The following is a 23,654-nucleotide window of genomic DNA, read 5'->3' on the forward strand; positions in this document are numbered from 1 at the left end:
TTATGAAGACAAATACAATTTTTAATATAAAAACAGTAGCAATATTTTCTTTTATATGGCTTTTTGCAAGCTGTACCAATCTTGACGAAGTGGTTCTGGATGAGGTTTTAGGAGAAGATGCTTCAAACCCAGCTGGAGCTCTAGCGGCAGCTTACGATCGTTTAGGAGATGGAACTTTTGTAGATCACGGCGGTATTTTTTCTTTACAAGAATATACAACCGATGAGGCGATTTTGCCAACTCGAGGAAGTGACTGGGGAGACGGAGGAAAATGGAGAGATATGCATGAGTTTACATGGAAATCTGATAATGCTGTTGTAGTGGATAACTGGAATAAATTGACAAACGGAATTACGCGTTCGTTAACCGCAATCCAATCAGTTGAAGAAAGTTCAATTCCGGAGAAGAAATTGTTTTTAGCGGAAGCGAAAGGACTTTTAGCGTATTATTTATACACAACTTTAGATTTGTACGGACAAGCGCCTTATAGAGATCCGATGAATCCGAATGCGCCTTTACAGATTTTAAAAGCCGATACCCAAATCGATCAATTGATAAAAGATGTTGAAGCTTTATTGCCAGATTTAGCAGAAATGGGTACACAGCAGACACATCATGGTAGATTTACAAAAGAAGCTGCTTATGGATTCTTGGCACAGATGTATCTGAATCGTGCCGTTTTTAAAGATCGTTTCAATGCATCTTCAAGCTTTAATTTTACAGAAGCTGCTGCAACGGGTACAGGAACAGATATGGATCGTGTGATTTATTATACTTCATTGCTGATCGATTCTGGAAAATATTCTTTAGAAAGTGATTACTTTAAAAACTTTGCAAGAGACAATGACAAAGGGAAAGAATTGATTTTTGCCATTTCTCAAAAGATAGATTACATCAGAAATGGTTCAAACAGTTTTGCTTATGTGTGTATGGAGCGTAACCAAAGAACTTCTGCCGCCAATAGAGGAACAAATGCGGCTTGTACAACTCCTGAGTTTTTTGCAACATGGGATGGCAATCACGACGATCCGAGATTTCAGCAGAAATACCAATACTCTGACGGAACTTGGTTTAAAAACGACGGTACAGATGTAAGCGTTCCAGCGACAGATATTGTTCCGAAAAGCGCTAATTTACCTTGGTTCCACTTTAATAGAGGAATTGAATTTGGGCCTCAATACGGGCCAATCTTATTGTCTTCTGGTTCTTTGGAAATGGTTAACGGACGCATTAAAGTTTCTCCATTATACATGGAAAAAAGCACAACAACGAGAATGGATTTTACACCTTCTTTAACTTTCAAAAATCCAGCTCAGGCAGTTTTTGCTCAGAACGAAATCAATCAGGGAGCACGTGTTTTTAAATATGAATTTGATCCAGAAGGAGGAAATGGAAACAGTAATGTTGATATTCCGTTATATCGTTTGGGAGGAATTTATACTATGAGAGCTGAAGCTTATTTCAGAAAAGGAAATACGGCTCAGGCAATGGAAGATTTGAACAAATTGCGTACAAGCAGAAAAAGAGAATCTTTATACGGAAGCACACCTGGAAAGGCTTTGACTGCAATCGACCAAACTGTTTTATATAACGAAATTGGTTTCGAATTGTATTGGGAATTATACAGAAGACCACAAATGATCCGTTTTGGTAAATTTGATCTTGCTGGAACAGCAAAAGCAGCTTCACAACCCTTTAGAAGAGTTTTCCCAATCCCACAGTCAACAATTGATGTGACTAAGGAATTCAAACAAAATCAAGGATACAATTAAGTTTGTGTGTTAGTTTATTTTTTATTTTTTTTCAAAAAGCCTGTTTCAAAAAAGCAGGCTTTTTTTTGAGGTGCTAAGGTTCTGAGATTCTAAGTTTCTTTTACAGACTTAAATTTTTAGTAGTTAGGAAAGGAAAAACTTTGGGATAGATGCACTGCAGCGCATCTCTACAGCACAGAAAAAAACTTAGAATCTTAGCATCTCAGAACCTTAGTATCTTTAAAAAGAACCTTAAAAAAATATAATAAACGAATAGTTAAATGTAAGTGTTATCTGATTGATAATGAGTATATTTGAGCTGGTGTTAAACATTGTAAAAATGTTCCAAATAAGACTTCATAAATTAACTCAAAAAGTATAAAAATCATGATACATCAAATTGATACTACAGATAATATTGTTGCCTTTAGAGCATTGGCTGAAGTAAGTAAAGAAGATTTTTTGATTACAGTAACTCCAGCGGTTGAACATTTGGTTAAACAAATCAATGAAATTAATTTTTTATTGGTGTTAGATACAGACATTAAAAATTTTACGCCAGGTGCTTGGTTAGAAGACGGACTTTTGGGACTTAAGCATTTGGGAAAATGGAATAGAGCGGCAATTGTTACAGATACAGAAGAAATTATCTCTTTCACAAATGGATTTAGTTACATTGTTCCAGGCGAGTTTCGTGGTTATAAAAAAATAGATTTTAATAAAGCATTAAATTGGGTTGAAGGAAATATTTCGTAATCAATCGTCTTAAAAATAAAAAAGAGCACTTATATCAAAATAAGTGCTCTTTTTATGATAGTTTATTTAAACGTTTAATGATTGTATTCGATACCGCTGCTTGCTTGAGCATCAATTTTTTCTTTAGATACTTGACTGTATTTTTTATAGCAAGCCGATGCTAAAATTGGTAATGCAAGACTTCCTACAACAGCGCTTGCTTTTTTATGTCCTGTTTTATTCAAAACTGCCGATGCTAAAAGAGCACCAACACCAGCACATACCATTTGTTTTACTGACAGGTTTAACGGTTTGCTTTCAGGTTTAATTCCGTGTAATAATGGGTCTATAAAATTCAAATTCTCCATAATGCCAATTAATTTTAATTATACTTATTTGTTATTTTTTTTTAATTCTTACTGTTTTCAGTGTCAGTTTCACTTTCAATTTTCTCAATTTCGACCTTTTCTTTTTTTATAGCTTGGCGCAATAGAGCAAAAAGACTCATATAAACATTTGCCATAAAAACTAGAGAAAACCCTGCCAAAATATATCCTCTCCAGTCATTTAACAAAAGTTTATAATCGCAGATGATCAAAAAGGCAATTGTAACATAGTGGCTAAAGCAATATTCACAGGTCAGGAGATAAAAGAACTTTCTTGACAGTATGTATCTGTCATTCTTTGAATGTCTGACACACCATTCATGCGGTTCTCTAAAAATCTCTTCGTGTGTGACAGTCCAGCTAATACAAGCAATTGGAATTGCTAATACAAAAAGCCAGACAATTTGAACTGCTATGTCCATAAATTAATACATTACAATTTACGATAATTTTGGCTATTCTCTAGGATGATTTTCTGGATAATGTTCTGCGTCAAAATCGTCCAATTCTTCATCCTTATCAAAATCTTCGTCTTTTTCTAGATCATTTTCGTAATCTAAATCAGGATGATATTCATCGTTTAAATCGTCTTCTGTGCCATCGTTGGTAATAGCGTCATCTTCGTTGATAATTCTTTCCTGATTGGGAATGTTTTCTGAACGAATAGTAGTATTTGGCTCAAAATCTCCTTTTGGAAGCACAGAATCTTCAATAAATTCTTCCTGATACTGGTACGGATCTTCATCACGTGCATAATTGTCATTGTCAATCACCATATTTTGCTCATAATAATCAGGATCGCTTTCACCAAATTCTCGATTGTCATGTTTTTTCAAAATTTGTTTGAACTCATCCTCGTTAGAATATGTTCCGTCAACAAGAGTATTTTGTTCTATATAATCAGGATCAAACTGACCATATTCATGGTTGTGCTGCTTTTCCATAATACTATTTTTTAAGATTATTATTTTTTCAAAATCGAACCTTCATAAAGAAGACTAGTTAATTCTTTACAGTTTACTGTAATTGTCTAATCCTAACTTTTATTAGTCACGGCATTTTGGCATTTATATTATTTCTGTGGATTATACTATGTGACTGAAAAAAGCTCTATTTACAAATTTACCAAATATATGATGGAAGTTTTTATAAAAAATTAAACGATAGTTGCATAATTAACAGTTACTTATAATATAAATATTGTAAGAAATTATGTAAGTTTACTCTATTAGAAGAATTTACATTTGAGATTGAAACTATGTGCAATTAAAAATAAATCAATATGGCATCAGAAAAGGTAACCGCATGCTGTCAAGCTTTGATAGAAAAGAACTTAACAATAGCATTTGCAGAAAGCGCTTCTGCTGGAAAATTGTGTTATGAATTTTCTACAGTTGTTAATTCTGGAAGAATTCTAATAGGAGGAATAGTCTGTTATCATTCTTCTATGAAAGAAGATTTACTACACATTCCGTGGGGAACTATTGAGCAATATAGTGCAGAATCTGCTGAGGTTACCAAGTTGATGGCGCAAAATTTTTATCGCTATATTAATTCAGATATTTGCGTTGGTTTAACAGGACTGACTACACCAGGCGGAAGCGAAAGCGACTCAAAACCTGTTGGAACCATTTTCATCCATATCATTTTTGGCGAAAAACAAATTGCCAAGCGTTTTGAGTTTAAAGGAACTCCAGATGGGATTATTAATCAGGCAATAGATGTTGTTGCTGATTTGATTTTGAAAGAGATTTAATAAACCAGTCAAACGTCCCTACGGGACGTGAACCAACCAAACATTTTTTTTTGCTACCGATGAGATGTTCCTAACGGAACATTTTTTTAATTCTTTCTATTCTATAAAGAAATGCTCCTATGAAATATTTTGTCTTAAAATAATATTCTAAAGACTTTTAGAAGGCATATCAAAAGCGATTATTTTTAAAATTCGTATTGGTGAGAAAAGAAATGTTCCGTTAGGAACATCTCATCGGTAGAATTTTTAATTAATCATGTTTATTTCGTTCCGTAGGAACGTTTGGTTGGTAATGGCAAATACATACACACAATTGCATATACAATTTGTATTTGCAGTGAAATACAGAAAAGCATTAATTGCAAAGGATTGGCAGGACAAATTGCATCAATACATTACGGGTATAATTCAAGCGAACAATCATAAAATGTTATGTATTAATAGCATGCCAGATCATATACATATTTTTATAGGGATGCGTCCTACTCAATCCATTTCTTCATTAGTTCAAAATGTAAAAACAGAAACCAGCAAATGGATTAAAGAACAAAAATTATCACCTGATTTCTCATGGCAAGAAGGATATGGCGCTTTTTCATATTCAAGAAGCCATGTTCCAAATGTTATTAGATATATTCAGAATCAAGAACAGCATCATAAAAAAGAGACATTTTTAGAGGAGTATCAAAAATTATTGAAAGCATTTGAAATAGAATTCGATTATCAATACATTTTTAAAGAACCAATTTTATAACACCAAACGTCCCTACGGGACGAAATTAACATGTACATATTTTTTTTCTACCAATGAGATGTTCCTAGCGGAACATGATTTCAGTATTCTTTTAATTATTTCTTACTATAAAGCGAACCATTTTTAATTGTCTTTTTATCCAATTTTCCTTTGCTGAATAATTCCTCTAAAATAATTTTTGCCTCATTAACTGCGATGTTGTGAATTACAGCATATTCTTTTGGAGCAAGTGTTGGATAAATTTCAAAAATTGATAATGAATTTTTATTCTCAAACTTTTTCGCTTTAGCCTCAGGAAACAGAGCTAGCAAAGCATTTTCATAAGCATCATAAGGTTTAGAACCGTAAACAGTTAACTGATTATTATCAGCGTTGGCTAAAAATAAAGTTGGAAAACCTCTTACGCCAAGAGTTTTTCCTAAATTTAAATCTTCTTGAAAAAGTTCTTCGGCATCATCATAATCAGCTTTTAGTTTCGGAACGTCCAAACCTGCGATTTTTGCAGCTTCTGCTATATTTTCCCATTTGGCAATGTTCTTTTTATCGAGATAAAGCTTTTCGCGAAGAATACGCATAAAATAAACCGCTTTTTCTTTACTCTGCATTTGCGCTGCTTTCATAGCAATACACGAAGGATAAGAAGAATCTAACGGATCTTCAAGCCAAACATTTCCATCAATTGGCATTTCGTAATACAAACTAGCTTCGTCCCAATGGTGTGCAACATCAGATGGTTTGCTTATTCCGCCACTGTTATAGCTCCAATCTGGCAATAAACCGCCCATTCGATAATCAATTTCAAAATAATCGCCGTATTCTAGTTTTAATTTCCTAAGCTGAGGTTCAATTCCCCAACAAGATGAACAAATAGGGTCGGTATAGTAAATTATTTTAACCGGTTTATTTTTTGTTGGAATAGCTGTTTTGGTATTCGATTTTTCGCCAGCAGGCATTTCGCACATTCCGCTTACAGGATCGCATAATAACGGATTTATTTTGTCTTCGCTCATTTTTGAATTTGTTTGTGACTGGCAGCTTGAAGTGCAAATCAGGATTAATAGTATCGACAGTATTTTCATAATAGTTTTTAAAAGGTACTCTCGGATTTATGAATTTATTGCAAAGTTGAGCCGAATATCATAGCCAGTCAATTAGTCAAAAAAACATGACTAGAAAATATATCCTAGTTTTAAGAAATTGCTTTTGCATAAAAGTGAGATTATCATTATAAAGTAATTGCAGGCTTGTAATTAATTGTTTATTTTTCACTTCGTAAAAATAGAAGCCAAAGATGAATTACATTCAAAAGATTAAACGCCTTTATAACCTATCTGAAAATGAAAACTACGGATTTTCAGAAAATCAGATTCTCAATCTTGAGAAAACATTAAACGTAAAACTTCCTTCAAAAATCAAAGAATATTATCTGGAACTTGGGAAAGAAGAAAACCTCAATTACTGCTTTAACAGACTTTTGAAACCTGAAAATGAAATGGGATTCTCAGATGATGATTTTTTAGTTTTTTACGAAGAAAATCAAAACGTAGCTTTTTGGGGAATTAAAAGGGAAGATCTATCGCAGGATAATCCGCCAATATATGGCAATTACGATACAATAGAAAAATCAGATTGGGAAATAGAAATTGAGACAACGGAGAACTTTTTTCTTTTGATGGCAGTTTTCAACGGTACTTTGGGCGGACTTCAATTTAACGGAAATTATTTAGGAGAAATTGATTCTGAAGTTGTAAAGTCGGTTGAAGAAAAGTATTCGCTTGTTCCCGAAATTAGCAGAGAGAATCAAAAAGTATATACAGATGATTTTTATGATGTAATCAGTTTGTCATTCGATAAAGAAAACAATTGCACAGGAGCTTTTATTGGATCAAGCGATCAGGAACGATTTGATGCCATTCTTGATTTTGTTGATATTGATTGGTCTTATCTTTCTTATGATGATGAAGAATATGATGAGGATGATGAAGAGTAATCAAATTAAAAATGTGACAATAAAATAAACAATGAGAGAATTAAATTATTTAGTAAAAATAGAAGGCAACGAAGCGCTTTTAGAAAAATTCATTGAAGCGATTGATAACAATACAGTTAAAATAGATAAAGCATATCCAAGTCCGTATGTATTAGATTCGGGCGAAAAATTTCTGTTATCGCCAATAATTGAATATTTTTTTCAGACTAGACCTTTCTCAAAAGAGTTTTATATTTCATTTGTAGAAAAACTAAGAAAACTTACAGGATTTGAAAGTTACCGCTATTCATTAGGATTACAAGCAGAGGAATTGGTTTTTAATAGTTTTGAGAGAGTTAAAAAAGGCAAATACAAGATTTTTATACCAAAAACAAAAGAAGAGCTTCCGAAACCCATATTGACAGAAGAACAGAAAGAACTTTTAAGTTTTATATGTTATATCGCTGTCTCACATATTAAATATGGGCCAAGTTATGCGACAGTTACGGCAAATGAGTATTTTGATGTTGTGACAGAATTGGGTTCTGATGAAGTAGAACAGCTTAAGAAAAACGGAACAGGAAAAATTCCAAAAGAGCTGACAGAATATAAAGACAAAGATTTTGTGGGTAAAGCAAATGATGTTTTTGCTAAAATAAGTCTTAAACTGATTACCGAAACAGAAGAAAGTTACGCAAAAGCATTAAACTTCGTAAATAGCCTTTTGAAATCTGATTTTCCTAAAAGCTTCGAAATTACTTTTTCATCAAAAGAAAAAGAACTGCTTCCTATTAAAGGGCTTCCAAAATGCGGACAGAATTATCTTTTTGGAGGAGCGGTAAAATATCCAAATCTGCATAAAAGCATTTTAGAATATATTGATCTTACTAAAAAGAAATACGAATGGTACACCAATCTTGAAGCCGAAAATTGTGCTATGCCTTCGACTTTTGCTGTTTTTGCTTTAGGATTGCAAGACGGAAAATATTTTGATACACTAATAGATTATTATCAAACAATTGATGGTGAACATCAGTCTATTCAGCAGAAATTTACGCCAGTTTTTCTAGAGAAATTCGGAATAAATGAGAGATCAATAAAAGTCTATATCAATGCCATTTTATCGATGCAGGAACATCCGCATAATAAAGCGTTCATTTCTTATTTTATAAATGAAAATAGCTTGAAATTATTATTGGATAGTAAAGAGAATTTTATTTCTTATTATTTTACGGAAGAAGATTTAAAAGAATATTCAGATAGTGGTACTAATGTTCAGGAAATGGCAGACTATTGCTGGGAAGGTGTGATGTATACAACATTTGGCGAGAAAAAGAATTTTGCTAAAATTAGCAAACAGCTTACAAATGGAGAAAAAGAAATCTTTGAAAAACTTTTGTAACAAGAATCTATATAGTTGATGTTTTATGGATAAAGAGCAGTTTAAAAGTAACTTATTTCAGACCATACAAGAAGCTGTAAAGGAATTGAAAAATAAAACAATTCTCTTTACTATAACTCCAATTAAAGAAGAGAATGCAAAATATAATTCAACGGATGATTTTGCTCGATTATGGATTTTAACAGAGAAAAATCTAAGTAAACAATTTACGTTAGATGAGGTTGTAGATCTTTTGGCGCTGCCTAATTATAAATATCCATTGTGGATAAAAGTGATTTTAAGTGAACGAACAAATGAAAACATAATTTTTGAGTTAAGAATAAGCATGAGATTTAGAACGCCTACACAATTAAAACATAGTGAAGCTGGATATCCGCCTTTTGTTTATGAATTTAAGTAAGATTTAAACATGAATAAACCAATACAAATTGAAGAGCTTACTAATAATACTTTTTTCTGGAAGTATTATTTCTGTTGCTCAAGAGGCTATGATGAAAAAGAAGAACTCAATATTGATGAGGTTCTAGAAGTTGTAGAAATTAATGAAACGGAAGCTTATGAATGGGAATGGAAGTTTTTCAATCAAAACGATATAGAAGAAAACCCTAGATATGTTGCTGGGAAAATAAATGATGATTTAAATTATGCAGTTGAATTTGCCGAATATGAAATCAGTTTCTTTTTGAATGATATTTACATCGGCAATTTAGGAGGACATTTTGAAGCTTGGTTTTTTACTTTGGAAGAATTGTTGTCTTTCGAAAAATATTCCAATCTATTTCTTCTTTTTCTTCCAATGGCGGGAATACAAGAAAATGAAAAAGCTATTTTGAAACCGATAATTATAAAACATTTAAATGCAATTCCAAAGTTTGAAACACATTCAGAATATATTGCAGATTGTATTTTAAACGGATTAGTGATGCAATATCCATTTCTAGAAATTAACGACATTGGATTGACAAATACTGAAAACCACAGCGTAAGAAATATAACAGATTACCCACGTTACAAAGAAGATATAATAAAATTGAATAAGGTCTTGAAAAACAACTTAGTACCTTAGAATCTTAGCTACTTAGCAGCTTAAAACACTCATTAAACTTTCATTAACAAAAACTAATTTATCATTATTTTATATTTGTAGGAAACAAATTAATTCTAAAGCATTCTTCTCATGAAAGTAAAGCCTTTTTTCTATATATTTTTATTCGGTATTATTTCGGTTTCGGCTTATAGTCAGAGTGTGAAACTGATAAATATCAATCAGCTTAACGAGAGAATCAAAAATGGGAAAGACAGTACTTATGTCGTTAACTTTTGGGCAACTTGGTGTGCACCTTGTATAAAAGAACTGCCGCATTTTGAGAAATTAGGAGCAGAGTACAAATCAGAAAAACTGGCTGTCTTATTGGTAAGTTTAGATTTTAAATCGAAACTAGAATCAAATGTAATTCCGTTTGTGAAAAGGAAAAATTTAAAAAATGAAGTCTTTTTATTAAACGAAAGCAGTCCACAAGAATTTATTGATAGAATAGATCCGAGTTGGTCTGGAAGTATTCCGGCAACGCTTTTTGTTAAAAACGATAAACGAAAATTTGTCGAAAGCGAATTTACCTATGAACAATTATTAACTGAATATAAAAAACTGTAAACCATTATGAAAAAAATAATCTTATTACTAGCATTAGCATTTTCTGCATTTCTATCTCATGCACAAAATGCTGTAACACTTAAAGCGGGCGATGCAGCTCCAGATTTCAAACTGAAAAATGTGGATAACAAAGATGTTTCTTTTGGAACTTTTAAAGATGCAAAAGGATATATCGTTGTTTTTACCTGTAACACTTGTCCGTACGCAATTGGATATGAGCAAAGAATTATCGATTTGGATAAAAAATTCAAATCGCAAGGATATCCAGTAATCGCCATCAATCCAAATGATCCAGAAGCTTCTAATGCAGATACTTTTGCAAAAATGCAAGATTTAGCTAAAGAGAAAAAATATCCTTTCCCATATTTATTTGACCCAGGACAAAAAATTACTGATGAGTACGGAGCAAAACGTACGCCTCATATTTTTATCGTTTCTAAAACAGCAAAAGGAAATGTTGTAGAATACGTAGGAGCAATCGATAATGATCCAGAAGGAAATAATCCGCAGAAAATAAAATATGCAGAAGATGTAATCGCATCATTAAAAAGTGGACAGAAACCAGCAATTACGCAAACTAAAGAAATTGGCTGTACCGTAAAAAGAAAAGCAAAAGCTTAAGTTTTTTGTTTCAAGTTTAAAGTTTCAAGTTTTATTCTGTTGCGTTTAACTTGGAACCTGAAACCTGAAACAAAAAAAACATAAAATACAAACGCCCCAAATATGGGGCGTTTCTTTTGGCATGTATAGATGAACAAGTTTACTTTTTATCTATTCTGTAAAGTCTTCCTTGATCGGTAACGGCGTATAATGCTTCATCTTTTCCTTGTGTAATATCTCTAAATCTTTGTCCTTCTCCAGCTAATAGTCTTTCTTCTCCAGCTACTTTATTGTCTTTAAAAGCTAAACGAACAATATGCATACCGCTTAAAGCCCCAATAAAGAGATTATTTTGCCATTCAGGAATGCGGTTTCCAGCGTAAAACGTCATTCCGCTTGGCGAAACTACAGGATCCCAGTAATAAACAGGCTGTTCCATTCCGGTTTGCTGTGTAATACCTTCTCCAATTTTCGTACCACTATATTCAATTCCGTAAGTAATTGTTGGCCAGCCATAATTTGCTCCAGCTTTGATTCGGTTAATTTCGTCACCACCTCTTGGACCGTGTTCACTTTGCCATAATTCTCCTGTGGTCGGATGCATAGCCAATCCTTGCGGGTTTCTGTGGCCAATAGTATAAAGTTCTGGTAAGGCTCCCGTTTGTGTAAAAGTAGGATTTCCTGGAGCCGCTTGTCCGCTTGTTGTAATATGTACAATTTTACCCAAACTACTCGTTACAGCTTGCGCCAACGGACGAGTTTCTAGCACAGATCTTTCGCCAATGCTCACAAATAAATTTCCTGTTTTGTCAAATAAAACTCGGCCTCCGTAATGTAGTGTACTTGAGTTCGGAGTGTTTGAACGATAAATAACCGTTGCGTTTTCAATCGCTTTTTCGTCGTCTGAAATTCTGCCTTTCGCGACAGCGGTAATATTTCCGCCAGCAACAACTTCAGAGAATACCCAGTAAATCATTCGGTTTGTAGCATATGCAGGATCAAGACAAATTCCTAATAAACCACCTTGGCTATCAGGATTAACAGCAGGAACGCCAGTTAAGGCATTGCCGATAACACCCGCTTGAGTTACGATTTTTATTTTTCCCGCTTTTTCAGTTACAAGCAGACGTCCGTCAGGAAGATAAGCAACTCCCCATGGAGCGCTTAAACCGCTGGTGATTACTTTAGATTCAATTTCGGTAGTAGTTTGAATGCTTCCTGCGCGTGTCTGCCCTGAAAATGCGGGCTGATAAGTGGTGTTTGCGGTTCCTGTTTCTACAGGTGGCCCTGTTGGTCCTGGATCTGTGCCTCCTTCAGTATTGTCGTTATTAGAGCAACTGCCTAAAGCTAGAATTCCAGCAAGAAGAAATATACTTTTTTGAATAATCATAATGCTTTCGTTTTAATGGTTAAAATTAAATTTTTGCATTATCGAACATTTCGAAAGTGAAGATTTAGGGTAGAGGTTTGTTAATTATGAAATGGTTAGTTTCAAACAAACTCTTATTTTCAATTAAGAATGCCTAAATGCTTATGCCATTTTATTTGAAGCAGCAGAATTTCAAAAACAGAAATTAAGCTTCTTTTTGGAAAAAGCATTTAGTGGGACATGCCTAATTGGAACGATAAATTGTTATAAAATATTGCCAATAAGAACTGGATTGTCTTTTTCTTAGCAGAAATTTAACATTCAGTATTTTAAAAGAAATAAGGCTGAGGTCTTATTTTTAAAGAAGATTTTAAAGGCTCTTTAACTTTTTCATGAAGATTGGAAAAACTTCATTTAATTCTTCAAAAAGAGGGTTTTTTCTGTTTTTTAATTTGATTTCGGTAAATAATTTTAATCCTAAAGCAAATTGAACGGCTTCTGATTCGTTTGCAAAAATGTTTTTTTGTTTGATTCGTTCTATGATTCCAAAAATTTCGTCGTGATTGTCAAATTCAATTCCGAGTTCTTTTGCTGGTTCAGTTTCACCGTTTGCATATTCCTTAAGACTCAAAGTAAGGTAATATTTGTTTGATCTTTTTTCCATGATTTTTGTATTCTAAATTTTATTTAAGCCATTTATCGACCAATGTTTTAAAGGCTTCTTTATATTGTTCGCCAACTGTTATTTCTATTTTATCAATAAAAATAGAGTTTTTGCTAATGGCGCTTATTTTATCTAATGAAACAATAAATGAACGGTGTACACGCATGAATTTTGAAGAAGGAAGTTTTTCTTCTAAAGCTTTTAGCGAAATAAGCGACAGCAAGGCTTTTTGAGAATTCTCAAGATGCACTTTTACATAATCTTTTAGGCTTTCAATGTAGGTGATATCTTTTAATGAAATCCTGACCCATTGATATTCAACTTTCAAAAAGATAAATTCGTCATCTGCGGCAATAGTATTAAAGTTGTTATTGGCTTCTTCTGACAGTTGTAAAACTTTGCTTGAAGCACGCAAAAACTCTTCGTAGCTAAAGGGTTTTAAAAGATAATCTACTGCATTTACCTTATAGCCTTCAATCGCATAATGATTATATGCGGTAGTAAAAATAATTTTTGGCAATGGCCCAGCTTGATCTTGTATTAATCTTGCCAATTCCATTCCGCTTAAATTGGGCATATTGATATCTAAGAAAACTAAATCAGGTTTTGTTTCCCTGATAAGTCCCATGGCATCGACAGCATTGTCGCAAGTAGAAATTAATTCTAAAAACGGAGTCTGCTCTATAAAGGTTTCGACTAGTCTTAAAGCCAATGGTTCATCATCTACTGCTATACATTTTAATACTGTCATTGCTCTAAATTTATCTTCAACTTAATTTTATATGTTCCGTGATCGGTAACTCCAAAAGAAATAAAATGCTGATTCGGATAAATCAATTGCAGTCTTCGTTTGGTGTTGGTTAAACCAATTCCGCCTACATCAGAAACTGTTGTTTTTTCAAAATAAGTATTTTCAACTTCAAATTCCAGTTCGCTTCCATTTTGCGTAAGCTTAATGTAGATCTCACTTTTATCGGTGGCATGAACGCCATGTTTAAAAGCATTTTCTACTAAAGGTAGTAATAACATCGGAACAATTGGGTAATCGTGTATTTTTTCAGGAATATCTGTTGTAATAGTCAGTTTACTGTTGGCACGAAGTTTCATTAACGCAATGAAATCTCTCATAAACTCAGCTTCTTTTAGCAGCGTTGTTTTCTCTTCTGTGCTGTAAAGCAAGTAACGCATCATTCGGCTCAAAGTATGAAGCGCATTTCTAGAATCTTCAATATCGGTGTACGTAAGAGAATAGATGCTGTTAAGGGAATTAAAGAAAAAATGCGGATTGATTTGCGCTTTTAGCATCGCCAATTCGGCCATTGTTTTGTCTTGTTCCAGTTTTTGTTTGTGCAGTGCCGCTTTTTGCCAGTGCTGCAGCATTGCCCAGCTGGTTCCTATCCCTAAAACCAATAATGTCAAGGTAAAAACATAGTTGTCGAAATAAGGATTTTTGTATTTTCTAAAACCAATGGCTTTCATAATCTGATTATGAAGATCGGTCTGTGAAGTGTAAAAATAAGCAATGAGCTGCATGGCAATTATAGCGGAAAAGGCCCAAACTAAAAAAAGTGAAGTATTATCTTTTATGATGGTTTTAGGTACAATGAGTTTAGCTGTAGAATAAAACACAACCATGAGTAAAAACAATATGATGGTCTGCCAGAGCCAGAATACTTGCGGAAGCACAACATTCCAAGTAAGTGGAATATAAAACAGCATAAGATACCCTAATAGAGACCAGCCAAGAATGTGTAATCCAGTAAATAAATAAGGTCTGAAAATATTCGGTGTCATTACGATTTATAATTTATATGGACAATATTACATTTTATTTGAATACAAAATTTCAGCAATCGCTAAACCCCGAATTAGAGTCTCTAAAAAGCATTTTAGAGCCGATAAGACAAAATTAAACACTTGTTTAATATTTTAAAAAATTCCATCGGTTCTCATCTTACCTTTATCGATTGTCTCTTGCTCTTCGTCTATTTGAAAAATTTTGTGTGTTATATTTTATTTCTTTTGTTGGCATATAATCGATAATTACACATTTTTCACAATGAATAAGCAATCATTTTTAAGCATCCTCGCAGCATCACTTATTATCGCTTCTTGCGGTAAAAATGATAAATCGGCTCAAGCCGGAGGTGCGCCGCAGATTAAAGAATATAAGACTGTGACTTTACAGCCAAAATCAGCGACATTAAATAGCGATTTTCCTGCTAGTATACAAGGACAGCAAAATATAGAAATTCGCCCACGAGTTGAAGGCTATATTGATAAAATTTTTGTTGATGAAGGTGCTGTAGTCAAAGCAGGACAGCCATTGTTTAAAATCAGCGCTCCAGAATATGAGCAGCAAGTTCGTACTGCCACAGCAAGCATAAAAAGCGCTCAGGCGGAAGTTAGTACGGCAAAATTGGCTGTAAACAAAGTGAAACCATTGGTTGAAAAAGGAATTATCAGCAAATACGATTTAGAATCGGCTCAATATACTTATGAATCAGCTATGGCATCATTGGCGCAGGCAAATGCAGCTCTAGTAAATGCTAAAGTTAATTTAGGATATACCACTGTTACAAGTCCAGTAAATGGAGTTGTAGGTTCAATACCTTTCCGTTTAGGAAGTTTGGTAAGTTCTAATACAACCGAACCTTTAACAACCGTTTCGAGTATTGGCAATGTATATGCTTATTTTGCAATGAATGAAAAAGCACTGTTGAATTTTACTAAAGATGCAGGTGGTTCATTAAACCAAAAGATAAAAAGCATGCCAGCAGTTTCTTTACTGCTTTCAGACGGTTCAGCTTATGATCAAAAAGGAAATATTGAAACGGTAAACGGATTAATCAATACAGAAACAGGTACGGTTAATTTTAGAGCACGTTTCCCAAATCCAAAAGGAATTATCAGAAGCGGAAGCAGTACGACCGTGCAAATTCCGAATTATGTAAAAGATGCCATTATAATTCCTCAAAGTGCCACATTTGAACTTCAAGATAAAATGTTTGCAGTTGTTTTAGGAAAAGACAAAAAGACAAGAAATGCTAATATCACTGTATTGGACAATTCGGCTGGAAACTATTACGTGGTAACAAGCGGATTAAATCCTGGTGATGAAATCGTATTGGAAGGAGTAGCCTCATTAAAAGAAGGAACTGAAATTAAAGCCCAAAATCAAAGCACGGAAACAGTTTACGCCGATTTAAAATAAAAAAAATGTTTAAAAGATTTATACAAAGACCCGTACTCTCAACGGTAATATCTGTTATTATCGTTATTTTAGGTATTTTAGGCCTAATAGAGTTACCGATTTCCCAATATCCAGATATCGCGCCGCCAACGGTAAACGTTGCGGCAAGTTATACTGGAGCCAATGCCGATGTGGTACTTAAAAGTATCGTGATTCCGCTTGAAGAGCAGATCAATGGTGTAGAAAACATGACGTACATGACTTCTACAGCAACAAATGATGGTAATGCATCGATCAAAGTTTTCTTTAAAGTAGGAACAAATCCTGACTTAGCAGCGGTAAACGTTCAGAACAGGGTTTCTAGAGCAACGAGTTTACTGCCAGTAGAGGTAACTCAGGCTGGGGTTACAGTAACTAAAAGCCAGAGCAGTAATTTGTTGATTTTCTCTTTATACAGTGATGATAAAGCTTACGATCAGACGTTTCTTCAAAACTATGCAAAGATTAACCTTGTGCCTCAAATCCAACGTGTTGTTGGGGTTGGAGATGTAACCGTTTTTGGTGCTAAAGATTATTCTATGAGAATCTGGCTGAAACCAGATATAATGCAACAATACAAACTGATTCCAAGCGATATTTCGGCAGCTTTAGCAGAACAGAATATCGAGGCAGCACCAGGTAAATTTGGTGAAAACGGAAATCAGGCATTTCAATATGTAATTAAATACAAAGGACGTTTAACAAGTGCTCAAGAATTTGAAGACATTGTTATAAAATCTGTTGGAAACGGGCAGATGCTAAGGCTTAAAGATGTTGCTAAAGTTGAGTTAGGATCTTTAAGTTATTCATCAACCATTAAAACAAACGGTGTAGAATCGGCAGCAATGGCAATCAGCCAGACTCCTGGATCTAATGCGCGTGATGTAATTATCAATTCTAAAAAACTAATTGAAGAAGCAGCAAAAAGTTTTCCAAAAGGAATGAAGTACACCATTATGGTTGACGTTAACGAAAACTTGGATGCTTCTATCGAAAAAGTAATTCATACTTTGGTTGAAGCCTTTATATTGGTTTTTATCGTAGTTTTTATTTTCCTTCAAGATTTTAGATCGACTTTAATTCCGGCGATTGCAGTTCCGGTTGCGATTGTGGGTACGTTCTTCTTCTTGAATTTATTCGGATTTACGATTAACTTATTGACGCTTTTTGCGATGGTACTCGCCATTGGTATTGTGGTCGATGATGCGATTGTCGTCGTCGAGGCCGTTCACGCCAAATTGGATCACGGATATAAATCGGCTAAAAAAGCGACGATTCATGCAATGGACGAAATTTCGGGAGCGATTATTTCGATTACATTGGTAATGGCCGCGGTATTTATTCCAGTAACCTTTATTAACGGATCAACTGGGGTTTTCTACAAACAGTTTGGTATTACATTGGCTGTTGCGATTATTCTTTCGGCAGTAAACGCCTTGACTTTGAGTCCGGCTTTATGTGCGCTTTTATTGAAACCGCATGCTGATGACCATAAACATAAAAGCTATTTACAGCGTTTTTATACTTCATTTAACGTTGCATTCGATAATGTTACAGCAAGATACAAACGTTCTGTAAGTTTCCTTTCTGCGAAAAAATGGATTGCATTGGCTTCTATTGTAATTGCTGGTGTTGCATTAGTTTATATGATGAAAACGACTCCATCTGCTTTCGTTCCGTCAGAGGATCAGGGAACTGTTTTTGCTAATATCAGTTTACCGCCATCGGCTTCTATGGAGCGTTCTGATATTATTGCAAAAAGAGTAGATAGTATTGCGAAAACTATTCCGGGAGTTAAAAATACACTTCGTATTGTCGGACAGAACTTTACAGCAGGAGCGGGTAGTGCGTACAGTATGGTTATTGTAAAATTATATCCTTGGGATCAGCGTGACCTTAGCGTTGATGATGTAATCGGACAGCTTTTTGCAAAAACAAGCGGTATTCGCGAAGCCAATATTTTCTTTATTTCGCCTCCAACTATTCAAGGTTTTGGACAAAGTGGTGGATTCGAATTCCAATTGCAGGATAAAGGAGGACACACGACTTCTGAGTTCTATAAAGTTAATAACGAATTCTTGGCAAAATTATCAGAGCGCCCAGAAATTCAATATGCGACAACGCCATTTAACCCTGGTTTCCCTCAGTATATGATGGATATTAATTTAGCGAAAGCGAAAGATGCGGGAGTTTCGGTAAATACGATTCTGTCAACTATGCAAGGATATTACGGTGGATTGTATGCTTCGAATTTCAATAAATTTGGGAAACAATATCGTGTAATGGTTCAGGCAGCTCCAGAATTCAGAACGAATACGGAAGGGTTGAATAAGATTTTCGTTAGAAATAGTGCAGGAAACATGGCGCCAATTACTGAGTTTGTAAAAATGACGAGAGTTTTTGGACCAGAATCTATTTCGAGATTTAACTTATTTACGTCAATTTCGATTACGGGAGCGCCAAAACCAGGCTACAGTTCTGGAGATGCTATTAAGGCAATTCAGGAAGTGGCTGCAGAAAATCTTCCTGCAGGTTACGGGTATGAGTTTTCGGGTTTAACACGTGAGGAATTAGCTTCGGGAAGTGAAACGATTTTCATATTCCTTTTATGTTTAGTTTTCGTTTATTTCTTACTGAGTGCACAATACGAAAGTTATATTTTGCCATTTGCGGTATTATTTTCAATTCCGTTTGGATTAGCAGGAGCATATTTGTTCTCGATTATTTTCAAATTGAATAGTAACATTTACCTGCAGATTTCCTTAATCATGCTTATCGGACTTCTGGCGAAGAACGGTATTTTGATTGTCGAATTTGCTTTGGATAGAAGAAGAAAAGGACTTCCGATTGTGCAAGCGGCAATTGATGGAGCAGTAGCGCGTTTACGTCCAATTTTGATGACTTCGTTTGCCTTTATTTTAGGATTAGTTCCGTTAATGTTTGCTTCTGGAGCAGGTGCTGTCGGTAATAAATCTATTGGTACTGGTGCCGTTGGAGGTATGTTAATCGGAACGATTTTAGGGGTATTTGTTATTCCGGTTCTGTTTATCATTTTCCAAACTTTACAAGAAAAAGTAAGCGGTCCTGCAAAAGAAGGTTATGATGATGAAGACGACGATGAAGACGAAATTCATTTAATAGAAGCTCACAAAGAGTAAAATTTAATTACAAGAAAAATGACGAATAGTTCAAATAAATATATTTTACTGGTAATGACAGCCGCACTTATTAGTGCGTGCTCTGTTACCAAGAAATACGAACGTCCCACAACATTAAAAACAGACCAATTGTATCGTGATCAGTCGACAACCGATTCGACAACAATTGCAGATATGCCTTGGAATACTGTTTTTAAAGATGAAAAGCTGAATGCATTAATTCAAAAAGGTTTAGAACAAAACTTGAATCTGAAAAATGCAATTGAGAACATTGTTCAGGCAAGAGCCTCTTTGCGTCAGAGTAAATTGGCTTATTATCCAAGCTTGCAATTGGATGCCAATGTAACGCATAACAAACAATCTCAGGCAGGATTAAACTTTCCGGCAGGAATCAACATTAATACCTTAACTACAACTTACAAATTAGGCGTAAGCAGTTCTTGGGAGATTGATGTTTGGGGAAAATTAAGCAGTTCTAAAAGAGCAGCTTTAGCAACCTATTTAGCTTCTGATGCTGCAAAGCAAGCAGTTCAAACGCAATTGATTGCCGATATTGCCAATAATTACTTCTTGCTTTTATCTTATGATGAATCGTTAAAAATCACGGAAGAAACATTAAAAAGCCGTATCGAAAATGTTGAAACCATCAAAGCTTTAAAAGAAGGAGCAATTGTAACGGGTGCAGCTGTTGTTCAAAGTGAAGCCAATCAGCATGCAGCAGAAGTTTTAATTCCAGACTTGAAGCAAAGCATTCGTGAAACCGAAAATGCTTTAAATATTTTGCTTGGACAAGGGCCTGGACCAATTGATAGAGGAGTTCTAGGAACACAGATTATTCCTGAAAAAATCGCAATCGGAATGCCTGCGCAGCTATTAAATAATCGTCCAGATGTCCGTCAAGCGGAATTTAATTTCAGAGTCGCTTTTGAATCGACTAATTTGGCTAAAACGTATTTTTATCCAAGTCTGACGCTTACAGCAAGCACAGGATTTTCAAATTTAGAATTGAATGATTTCTTCAGCCATTCTATCTTTTATTCGATTATTGGAGGATTAACACAGCCTTTATTCAATAACGGCTTAAATAAAATGAGATTGACTACAGCTCAGTCGCAACAATTACAAGCATATAATAATTTCCAGCAAAGTCTTTTAGTGGCAGGTCAGGAAGTTTCAAATGCCTTGTATGCGTACCAAATGGCTGTTGAAAAAGAAGATTCTAGAGCCAAACAAATTGCAGCTTTAGAAAAAGCAGTAGACTTTACACAAGAACTTTTAGAATATAGTTCTGCAACTAACTATACAGATGTACTTACATCGCAACAAAACCTTTTAGCGGCGCAATTAAACGGCGTAAATGATAACCTACAAAAATTGCAAGCTGTTATTAATTTGTACAGAGCGTTGGGTGGTGGTTGGAAATAATTGTTTATAATGATAAAAACCGTCTCAAAACCTGAGACGGTTTTTTGAAAAGTACATCGTTCAAAAAGCGCTATTCGTCGATTAGTTTCGTAATTTTGTATAATGAATGCTTGAAACACAAATCTTTGGCATTAATTTCGATTAATATCCACTACAGTTAACATTTAAATTCTAAAGACATGAAAAAGTTAATATTCGCCTCAGTGCTTTTTATGAGTGCATTTTTTGCTCAAGCTCAAGTATCAGTAAATGTAAATATTGGTACTCCTCCAAATTGGGGACCGCAAGGTTACGACAACAGCAGATACTATTATTTGCCAGATATCGATGTGTATTATGATATAAATCAAAGCGTATTTATTTATGCCAATAGCGGAAAATGGATTCGTGAAAGAAGACTTCCGTCTATATATAGAAACTATGATTTGTATTCAGGATATAAAGTAGTTTTGACTGATTATAGAGGAAATTCTCCTTATTACTATCATTCAAAACATAGAGCTGAATATCCGAAAGGTTACCATGGAAAACCTCAAAAAAATAGAGGTGAAAAGCCAAAAGGAAACAACGGAAACCACTACGGAAATGATAAAGGAAATAGTGGGAACAATGGCAACGGAAACAGCCAAGGAAAGAATAAGTCAGACAAGAACCACGATCACGGTAATGGCAAACACCATTAATAAACATGACTAAAAGAAAACGCCTCCAATTGGAGGCGTTTTTGATTTTATGTCATAAGAAAATAGAAAATAGAAAATAGAAAATAGAAAATAGAATATAGAATATAGAATATAGAATATAGAATATAGAATATAGAATATAGAATATAGAATGTATCGATTATGTATTTCAAATATAGCCCGCGGTTTCAACCGCGGGGAACGTATTGTGATGATATTGTATCGCTCCGCCATTGCTACAAATATTTCGCTCCTCCAGAGCTTTTTTCTTGCGTTGGGAATTTTTTGCTACAAATATTTCGCTCCTCCGGAGCTTTTTTCATGCGTTGGGAATTTTTTGCTACAAATATTTCGCTCCTCTGGAGTTTTTTTCATGCGTTGGGAATTTTTTGCTACAAATATTTCGGTCCTCTGGAGCTTTTTTCTTGCGTTGGAATTTTTTGCTATAAATATTTCGCTCCGCCAGAGCTTTTGCATTTTATTTGCTAATTCATAGCTAAAATGAATTGCCTCCAGCTTTAGCTGGAGGTTACTAGATTCTACATTTATTGGCTTTAGCCAAACTAGGCGCAAAAGTTTGGCTAAAGCCTTTTATTCCCAATAAACAAAAAAACTCCAGCTAAAGCTGGAGGCAATTGATATTTTAAAAATAAAAATTCGTGTTAATTCGTGCAATTGCTTCGCCTGCTCGCTATCGCTCGGGTAGTGGCTAAAAAAAATCTTTTTAATCCAAATAATCTGTGGCTAAAAAACTATTCAGAAACCGTTTTTACCTTATGCCCAATAGCCCCAAAAGAAAGAATAATCAAAAAGCAGATTAATGGAATAATATATCCCGACTGAATATCATCATGATTCATATCAATCAAAGTTCCCATTCCATAAGGAATAATAGCACCACCAACAATTGACATTACCAACCAAGAAGAACCTGTTTCTGTATTAGATTTCAAGCCTTTAATTCCTAAAGAAAAAATAGTTGGAAACATAATTGACATAAAGAACCCGATTCCTCCTAGAGCATAAATAACCACAATTCCAGAACCGTAAATGGCAACTAAACATAATAAAACACTCATTACGCAGTAGATCGACAATAAAACATAATCTTTTACAAAACGCAAAAAGAAAGTTCCAATGAAACGCCCTGCCATGAAAAGGAAACCATAGATTCCTAAATAATATCCAGCAGTTTTTTCGTCTAATCCAGCGCCTTGCTGTGCAATTCTGATGAAGAAACTTGTAATGCAAACTTGCGCACCCACATAGAAAAACTGAGCCACAACGCCCCAGCTTAAATGTCTAAATTTTAAAACAGAGAAGAATCCAGGTTTGATTTCAGCTTCAGCATGAGTTGCTTTCATTGAAGGCAATTGTACGAAGTAAAATATAATAGCAACTAAAACTAAGATGCTTCCTAAAACAATATAAGGCATTTTTACAGAAGCTGCTTCGCCTAATAAATAAGCCGCTTTTTCGGCCTCAGGCATTGCTGCCATTTGTTCTGGCGTATGATTGGTTCCTGAAAGAATAAATAACGAACCTACTATTGGAGCAACCATTGCGGCCAATCCGTTGAACGAAGCTGCTAAATTCAATCTTTTAGAAGAAGATTCTGCTGGTCCTAAAATCGCTGCGTATGGATTCGCACTTGTTTCTAAAATAGTTAAACCGCATCCAATTACAAAAAGGGCAAACAAAAATAATTCGTAAGTTCTGGTATTAGCCGCCGGAACGAACAAAAAAGCTCCTACTGCAAAAACTAATAAACCTGTTATAATACTGTTTTTATAACCAAATCTTTTAATCAGCATTCCCGCAGGAATCGCCATAATAAAATAAGCAAAAAATACAGAAGTATCAATTAAAGTAGATTGACGATTGTTTAATTCGCAGGCTTTCTTTAAGTGAGGAATCAAAACTGAATCTAAGTTGTGGGCCATTCCCCACAGAAAAAATAGGCATGTAACGAGGATAAAAGGCAAAAGATATTGCTTTTGATTTCCGCCTTCTGTTGGCACTTCATGTTGATCGCCGGCTTGGTTTGTAATTTGCATTTAGATAGTTTTTTAGTTGTTTTTTAAAGGTTCAGAGGTTCAAAGTGGCAAAGGTTCAA

23 protein-coding genes are annotated in these 23,654 nt (G+C 34.5%); 14 read left to right on the forward strand and 9 right to left on the reverse strand.

Translation table 11 applies throughout. The features are described from left to right. The first annotated feature begins 2 nt into the window (after nt 1–2). Nucleotides 3–1,772 (forward strand): RagB/SusD family nutrient uptake outer membrane protein, encoded by a 1,770-nt coding sequence (locus RB618_RS14480; protein WP_308069381.1) that lies wholly within the window; start codon nt 3–5, stop codon nt 1,770–1,772. Between the two features lie 366 nt (nt 1,773–2,138). Further along, a complete protein-coding gene (locus RB618_RS14485; RefSeq protein WP_308069382.1) occupies nt 2,139–2,507 on the forward strand; it encodes an STAS/SEC14 domain-containing protein in 369 nt (122 codons plus the stop codon). Between the two features lie 74 nt (nt 2,508–2,581). On the opposite strand, the gene RB618_RS14490 is transcribed toward RB618_RS14485, so the two are convergent. The 3 genes from RB618_RS14490 to RB618_RS14500 are packed head-to-tail and all read right to left on the reverse strand — an operon-like array spanning nt 2,582 to nt 3,816. After that, nucleotides 2,582–2,854, reverse strand: coding sequence for a PrgI family protein (locus RB618_RS14490; RefSeq protein WP_308069383.1), 273 nt, complete (start codon nt 2,852–2,854; stop codon nt 2,582–2,584). 41 nt (nt 2,855–2,895) lie between these two features. Beyond that, nucleotides 2,896–3,294: a hypothetical protein gene (locus RB618_RS14495; protein WP_308069384.1), complete on the reverse strand. Its 399-nt coding sequence runs from the start codon at nt 3,292–3,294 to the stop codon at nt 2,896–2,898. A 33-nt stretch (nt 3,295–3,327) separates the two neighbouring features. Then, complete coding sequence (locus tag RB618_RS14500) at nt 3,328–3,816, reverse strand: hypothetical protein (RefSeq protein WP_308069385.1); 489 nt, start codon at nt 3,814–3,816, stop codon at nt 3,328–3,330. Nucleotides 3,817–4,154: 338 nt separating this feature from the next. Here RB618_RS14500 and RB618_RS14505 point away from each other — a divergent pair, with 338 nt between their 5' ends. Then, nucleotides 4,155–4,628, forward strand: coding sequence for a CinA family protein (locus tag RB618_RS14505; protein ID WP_308069386.1), 474 nt, complete (start codon nt 4,155–4,157; stop codon nt 4,626–4,628). A gap of 292 nt (nt 4,629–4,920) precedes the next feature. Continuing rightward, nucleotides 4,921–5,382 carry an IS200/IS605 family transposase gene (tnpA, locus tag RB618_RS14510; RefSeq protein ID WP_111376797.1) on the forward strand — a complete coding sequence of 154 codons (462 nt, stop codon included), beginning with the start codon at nt 4,921–4,923 and terminating at the stop codon, nt 5,380–5,382. A gap of 95 nt (nt 5,383–5,477) precedes the next feature. Here the strand turns inward: tnpA and RB618_RS14515 are convergent, their stop codons facing one another. Beyond that, the gene (locus RB618_RS14515) at nt 5,478–6,392 is read right to left on the reverse strand and encodes a DsbA family protein (RefSeq protein WP_308069387.1); all 915 of its coding nucleotides are present in this window, start codon (nt 6,390–6,392) and stop codon (nt 5,478–5,480) included. Nucleotides 6,393–6,673: 281 nt separating this feature from the next. Here RB618_RS14515 and RB618_RS14520 point away from each other — a divergent pair, with 281 nt between their 5' ends. The 6 genes from RB618_RS14520 to RB618_RS14545 all read left to right on the forward strand — a co-directional run bounded on the left by RB618_RS14520 (nt 6,674) and on the right by RB618_RS14545 (nt 11,028). Further along, nucleotides 6,674–7,372, forward strand: coding sequence for an SMI1/KNR4 family protein (locus tag RB618_RS14520; RefSeq protein WP_308069388.1), 699 nt, complete (start codon nt 6,674–6,676; stop codon nt 7,370–7,372). Nucleotides 7,373–7,403: 31 nt separating this feature from the next. Then, nucleotides 7,404–8,753 (forward strand): DUF6138 family protein, encoded by a 1,350-nt coding sequence (locus tag RB618_RS14525; protein WP_308069389.1) that lies wholly within the window; start codon nt 7,404–7,406, stop codon nt 8,751–8,753. A gap of 25 nt (nt 8,754–8,778) precedes the next feature. Beyond that, nucleotides 8,779–9,153, forward strand: a complete 375-nt coding sequence (locus RB618_RS14530) for a hypothetical protein (RefSeq protein WP_308069390.1) — start codon at nt 8,779–8,781, stop codon at nt 9,151–9,153. A gap of 9 nt (nt 9,154–9,162) precedes the next feature. Continuing rightward, on the forward strand, nt 9,163–9,819 hold the full coding sequence (locus tag RB618_RS14535) for an Imm19 family immunity protein (protein WP_308069392.1): 657 nt from the start codon (nt 9,163–9,165) through the stop codon (nt 9,817–9,819). A 111-nt stretch (nt 9,820–9,930) separates the two neighbouring features. After that, nucleotides 9,931–10,407, forward strand: a complete 477-nt coding sequence (locus tag RB618_RS14540; protein WP_308069393.1) for a TlpA family protein disulfide reductase — start codon at nt 9,931–9,933, stop codon at nt 10,405–10,407. 6 nt (nt 10,408–10,413) lie between these two features. Beyond that, entirely contained in the window at nt 10,414–11,028 is a 615-nt protein-coding gene (locus tag RB618_RS14545; protein WP_308069394.1) for a thioredoxin family protein, read from the forward strand. Nucleotides 11,029–11,167: 139 nt separating this feature from the next. Here the strand turns inward: RB618_RS14545 and RB618_RS14550 are convergent, their stop codons facing one another. From RB618_RS14550 to RB618_RS14565, 4 genes are all read right to left on the reverse strand, one after another. Further along, nucleotides 11,168–12,397 carry a PQQ-dependent sugar dehydrogenase gene (locus RB618_RS14550; protein ID WP_308069395.1) on the reverse strand — a complete coding sequence of 410 codons (1,230 nt, stop codon included), beginning with the start codon at nt 12,395–12,397 and terminating at the stop codon, nt 11,168–11,170. A 349-nt stretch (nt 12,398–12,746) separates the two neighbouring features. Further along, nucleotides 12,747–13,040 carry a DUF3861 domain-containing protein gene (locus RB618_RS14555; protein WP_308069396.1) on the reverse strand — a complete coding sequence of 98 codons (294 nt, stop codon included), beginning with the start codon at nt 13,038–13,040 and terminating at the stop codon, nt 12,747–12,749. Nucleotides 13,041–13,059: 19 nt separating this feature from the next. Then, entirely contained in the window at nt 13,060–13,791 is a 732-nt protein-coding gene (locus RB618_RS14560) for a LytTR family DNA-binding domain-containing protein (protein ID WP_308069397.1), read from the reverse strand. Further along, nucleotides 13,788–14,834, reverse strand: a complete 1,047-nt coding sequence (locus tag RB618_RS14565; protein ID WP_308069398.1) for a histidine kinase — start codon at nt 14,832–14,834, stop codon at nt 13,788–13,790. The genes RB618_RS14560 and RB618_RS14565 overlap by 4 nt, the downstream gene beginning before the upstream one ends. Before the next feature lie 265 nt (nt 14,835–15,099). Between RB618_RS14565 and RB618_RS14570 the strand changes: the two genes are divergently transcribed. The 4 genes from RB618_RS14570 to RB618_RS14585 all read left to right on the forward strand — a co-directional run bounded on the left by RB618_RS14570 (nt 15,100) and on the right by RB618_RS14585 (nt 21,538). Further along, nucleotides 15,100–16,254 (forward strand): efflux RND transporter periplasmic adaptor subunit, encoded by a 1,155-nt coding sequence (locus RB618_RS14570; protein WP_308069399.1) that lies wholly within the window; start codon nt 15,100–15,102, stop codon nt 16,252–16,254. A gap of 5 nt (nt 16,255–16,259) precedes the next feature. After that, entirely contained in the window at nt 16,260–19,430 is a 3,171-nt protein-coding gene (locus RB618_RS14575; protein ID WP_308069400.1) for an efflux RND transporter permease subunit, read from the forward strand. Between the two features lie 18 nt (nt 19,431–19,448). Further along, entirely contained in the window at nt 19,449–20,855 is a 1,407-nt protein-coding gene (locus RB618_RS14580) for an efflux transporter outer membrane subunit (protein WP_111376785.1), read from the forward strand. Between the two features lie 179 nt (nt 20,856–21,034). Further along, nucleotides 21,035–21,538, forward strand: coding sequence for a hypothetical protein (locus tag RB618_RS14585; RefSeq protein WP_111376784.1), 504 nt, complete (start codon nt 21,035–21,037; stop codon nt 21,536–21,538). A gap of 752 nt (nt 21,539–22,290) precedes the next feature. Here RB618_RS14585 and fucP read toward each other — a convergent pair. Continuing rightward, complete coding sequence (gene fucP / locus RB618_RS14590; protein ID WP_308069401.1) at nt 22,291–23,595, reverse strand: L-fucose:H+ symporter permease; 1,305 nt, start codon at nt 23,593–23,595, stop codon at nt 22,291–22,293. Between the last annotated feature and the right edge of the window lie 59 nt (nt 23,596–23,654).

The sequence above is a fragment of the Flavobacterium sp. LHD-85 genome (genome assembly GCF_030929595.1).
Classification (GTDB): domain Bacteria; phylum Bacteroidota; class Bacteroidia; order Flavobacteriales; family Flavobacteriaceae; genus Flavobacterium.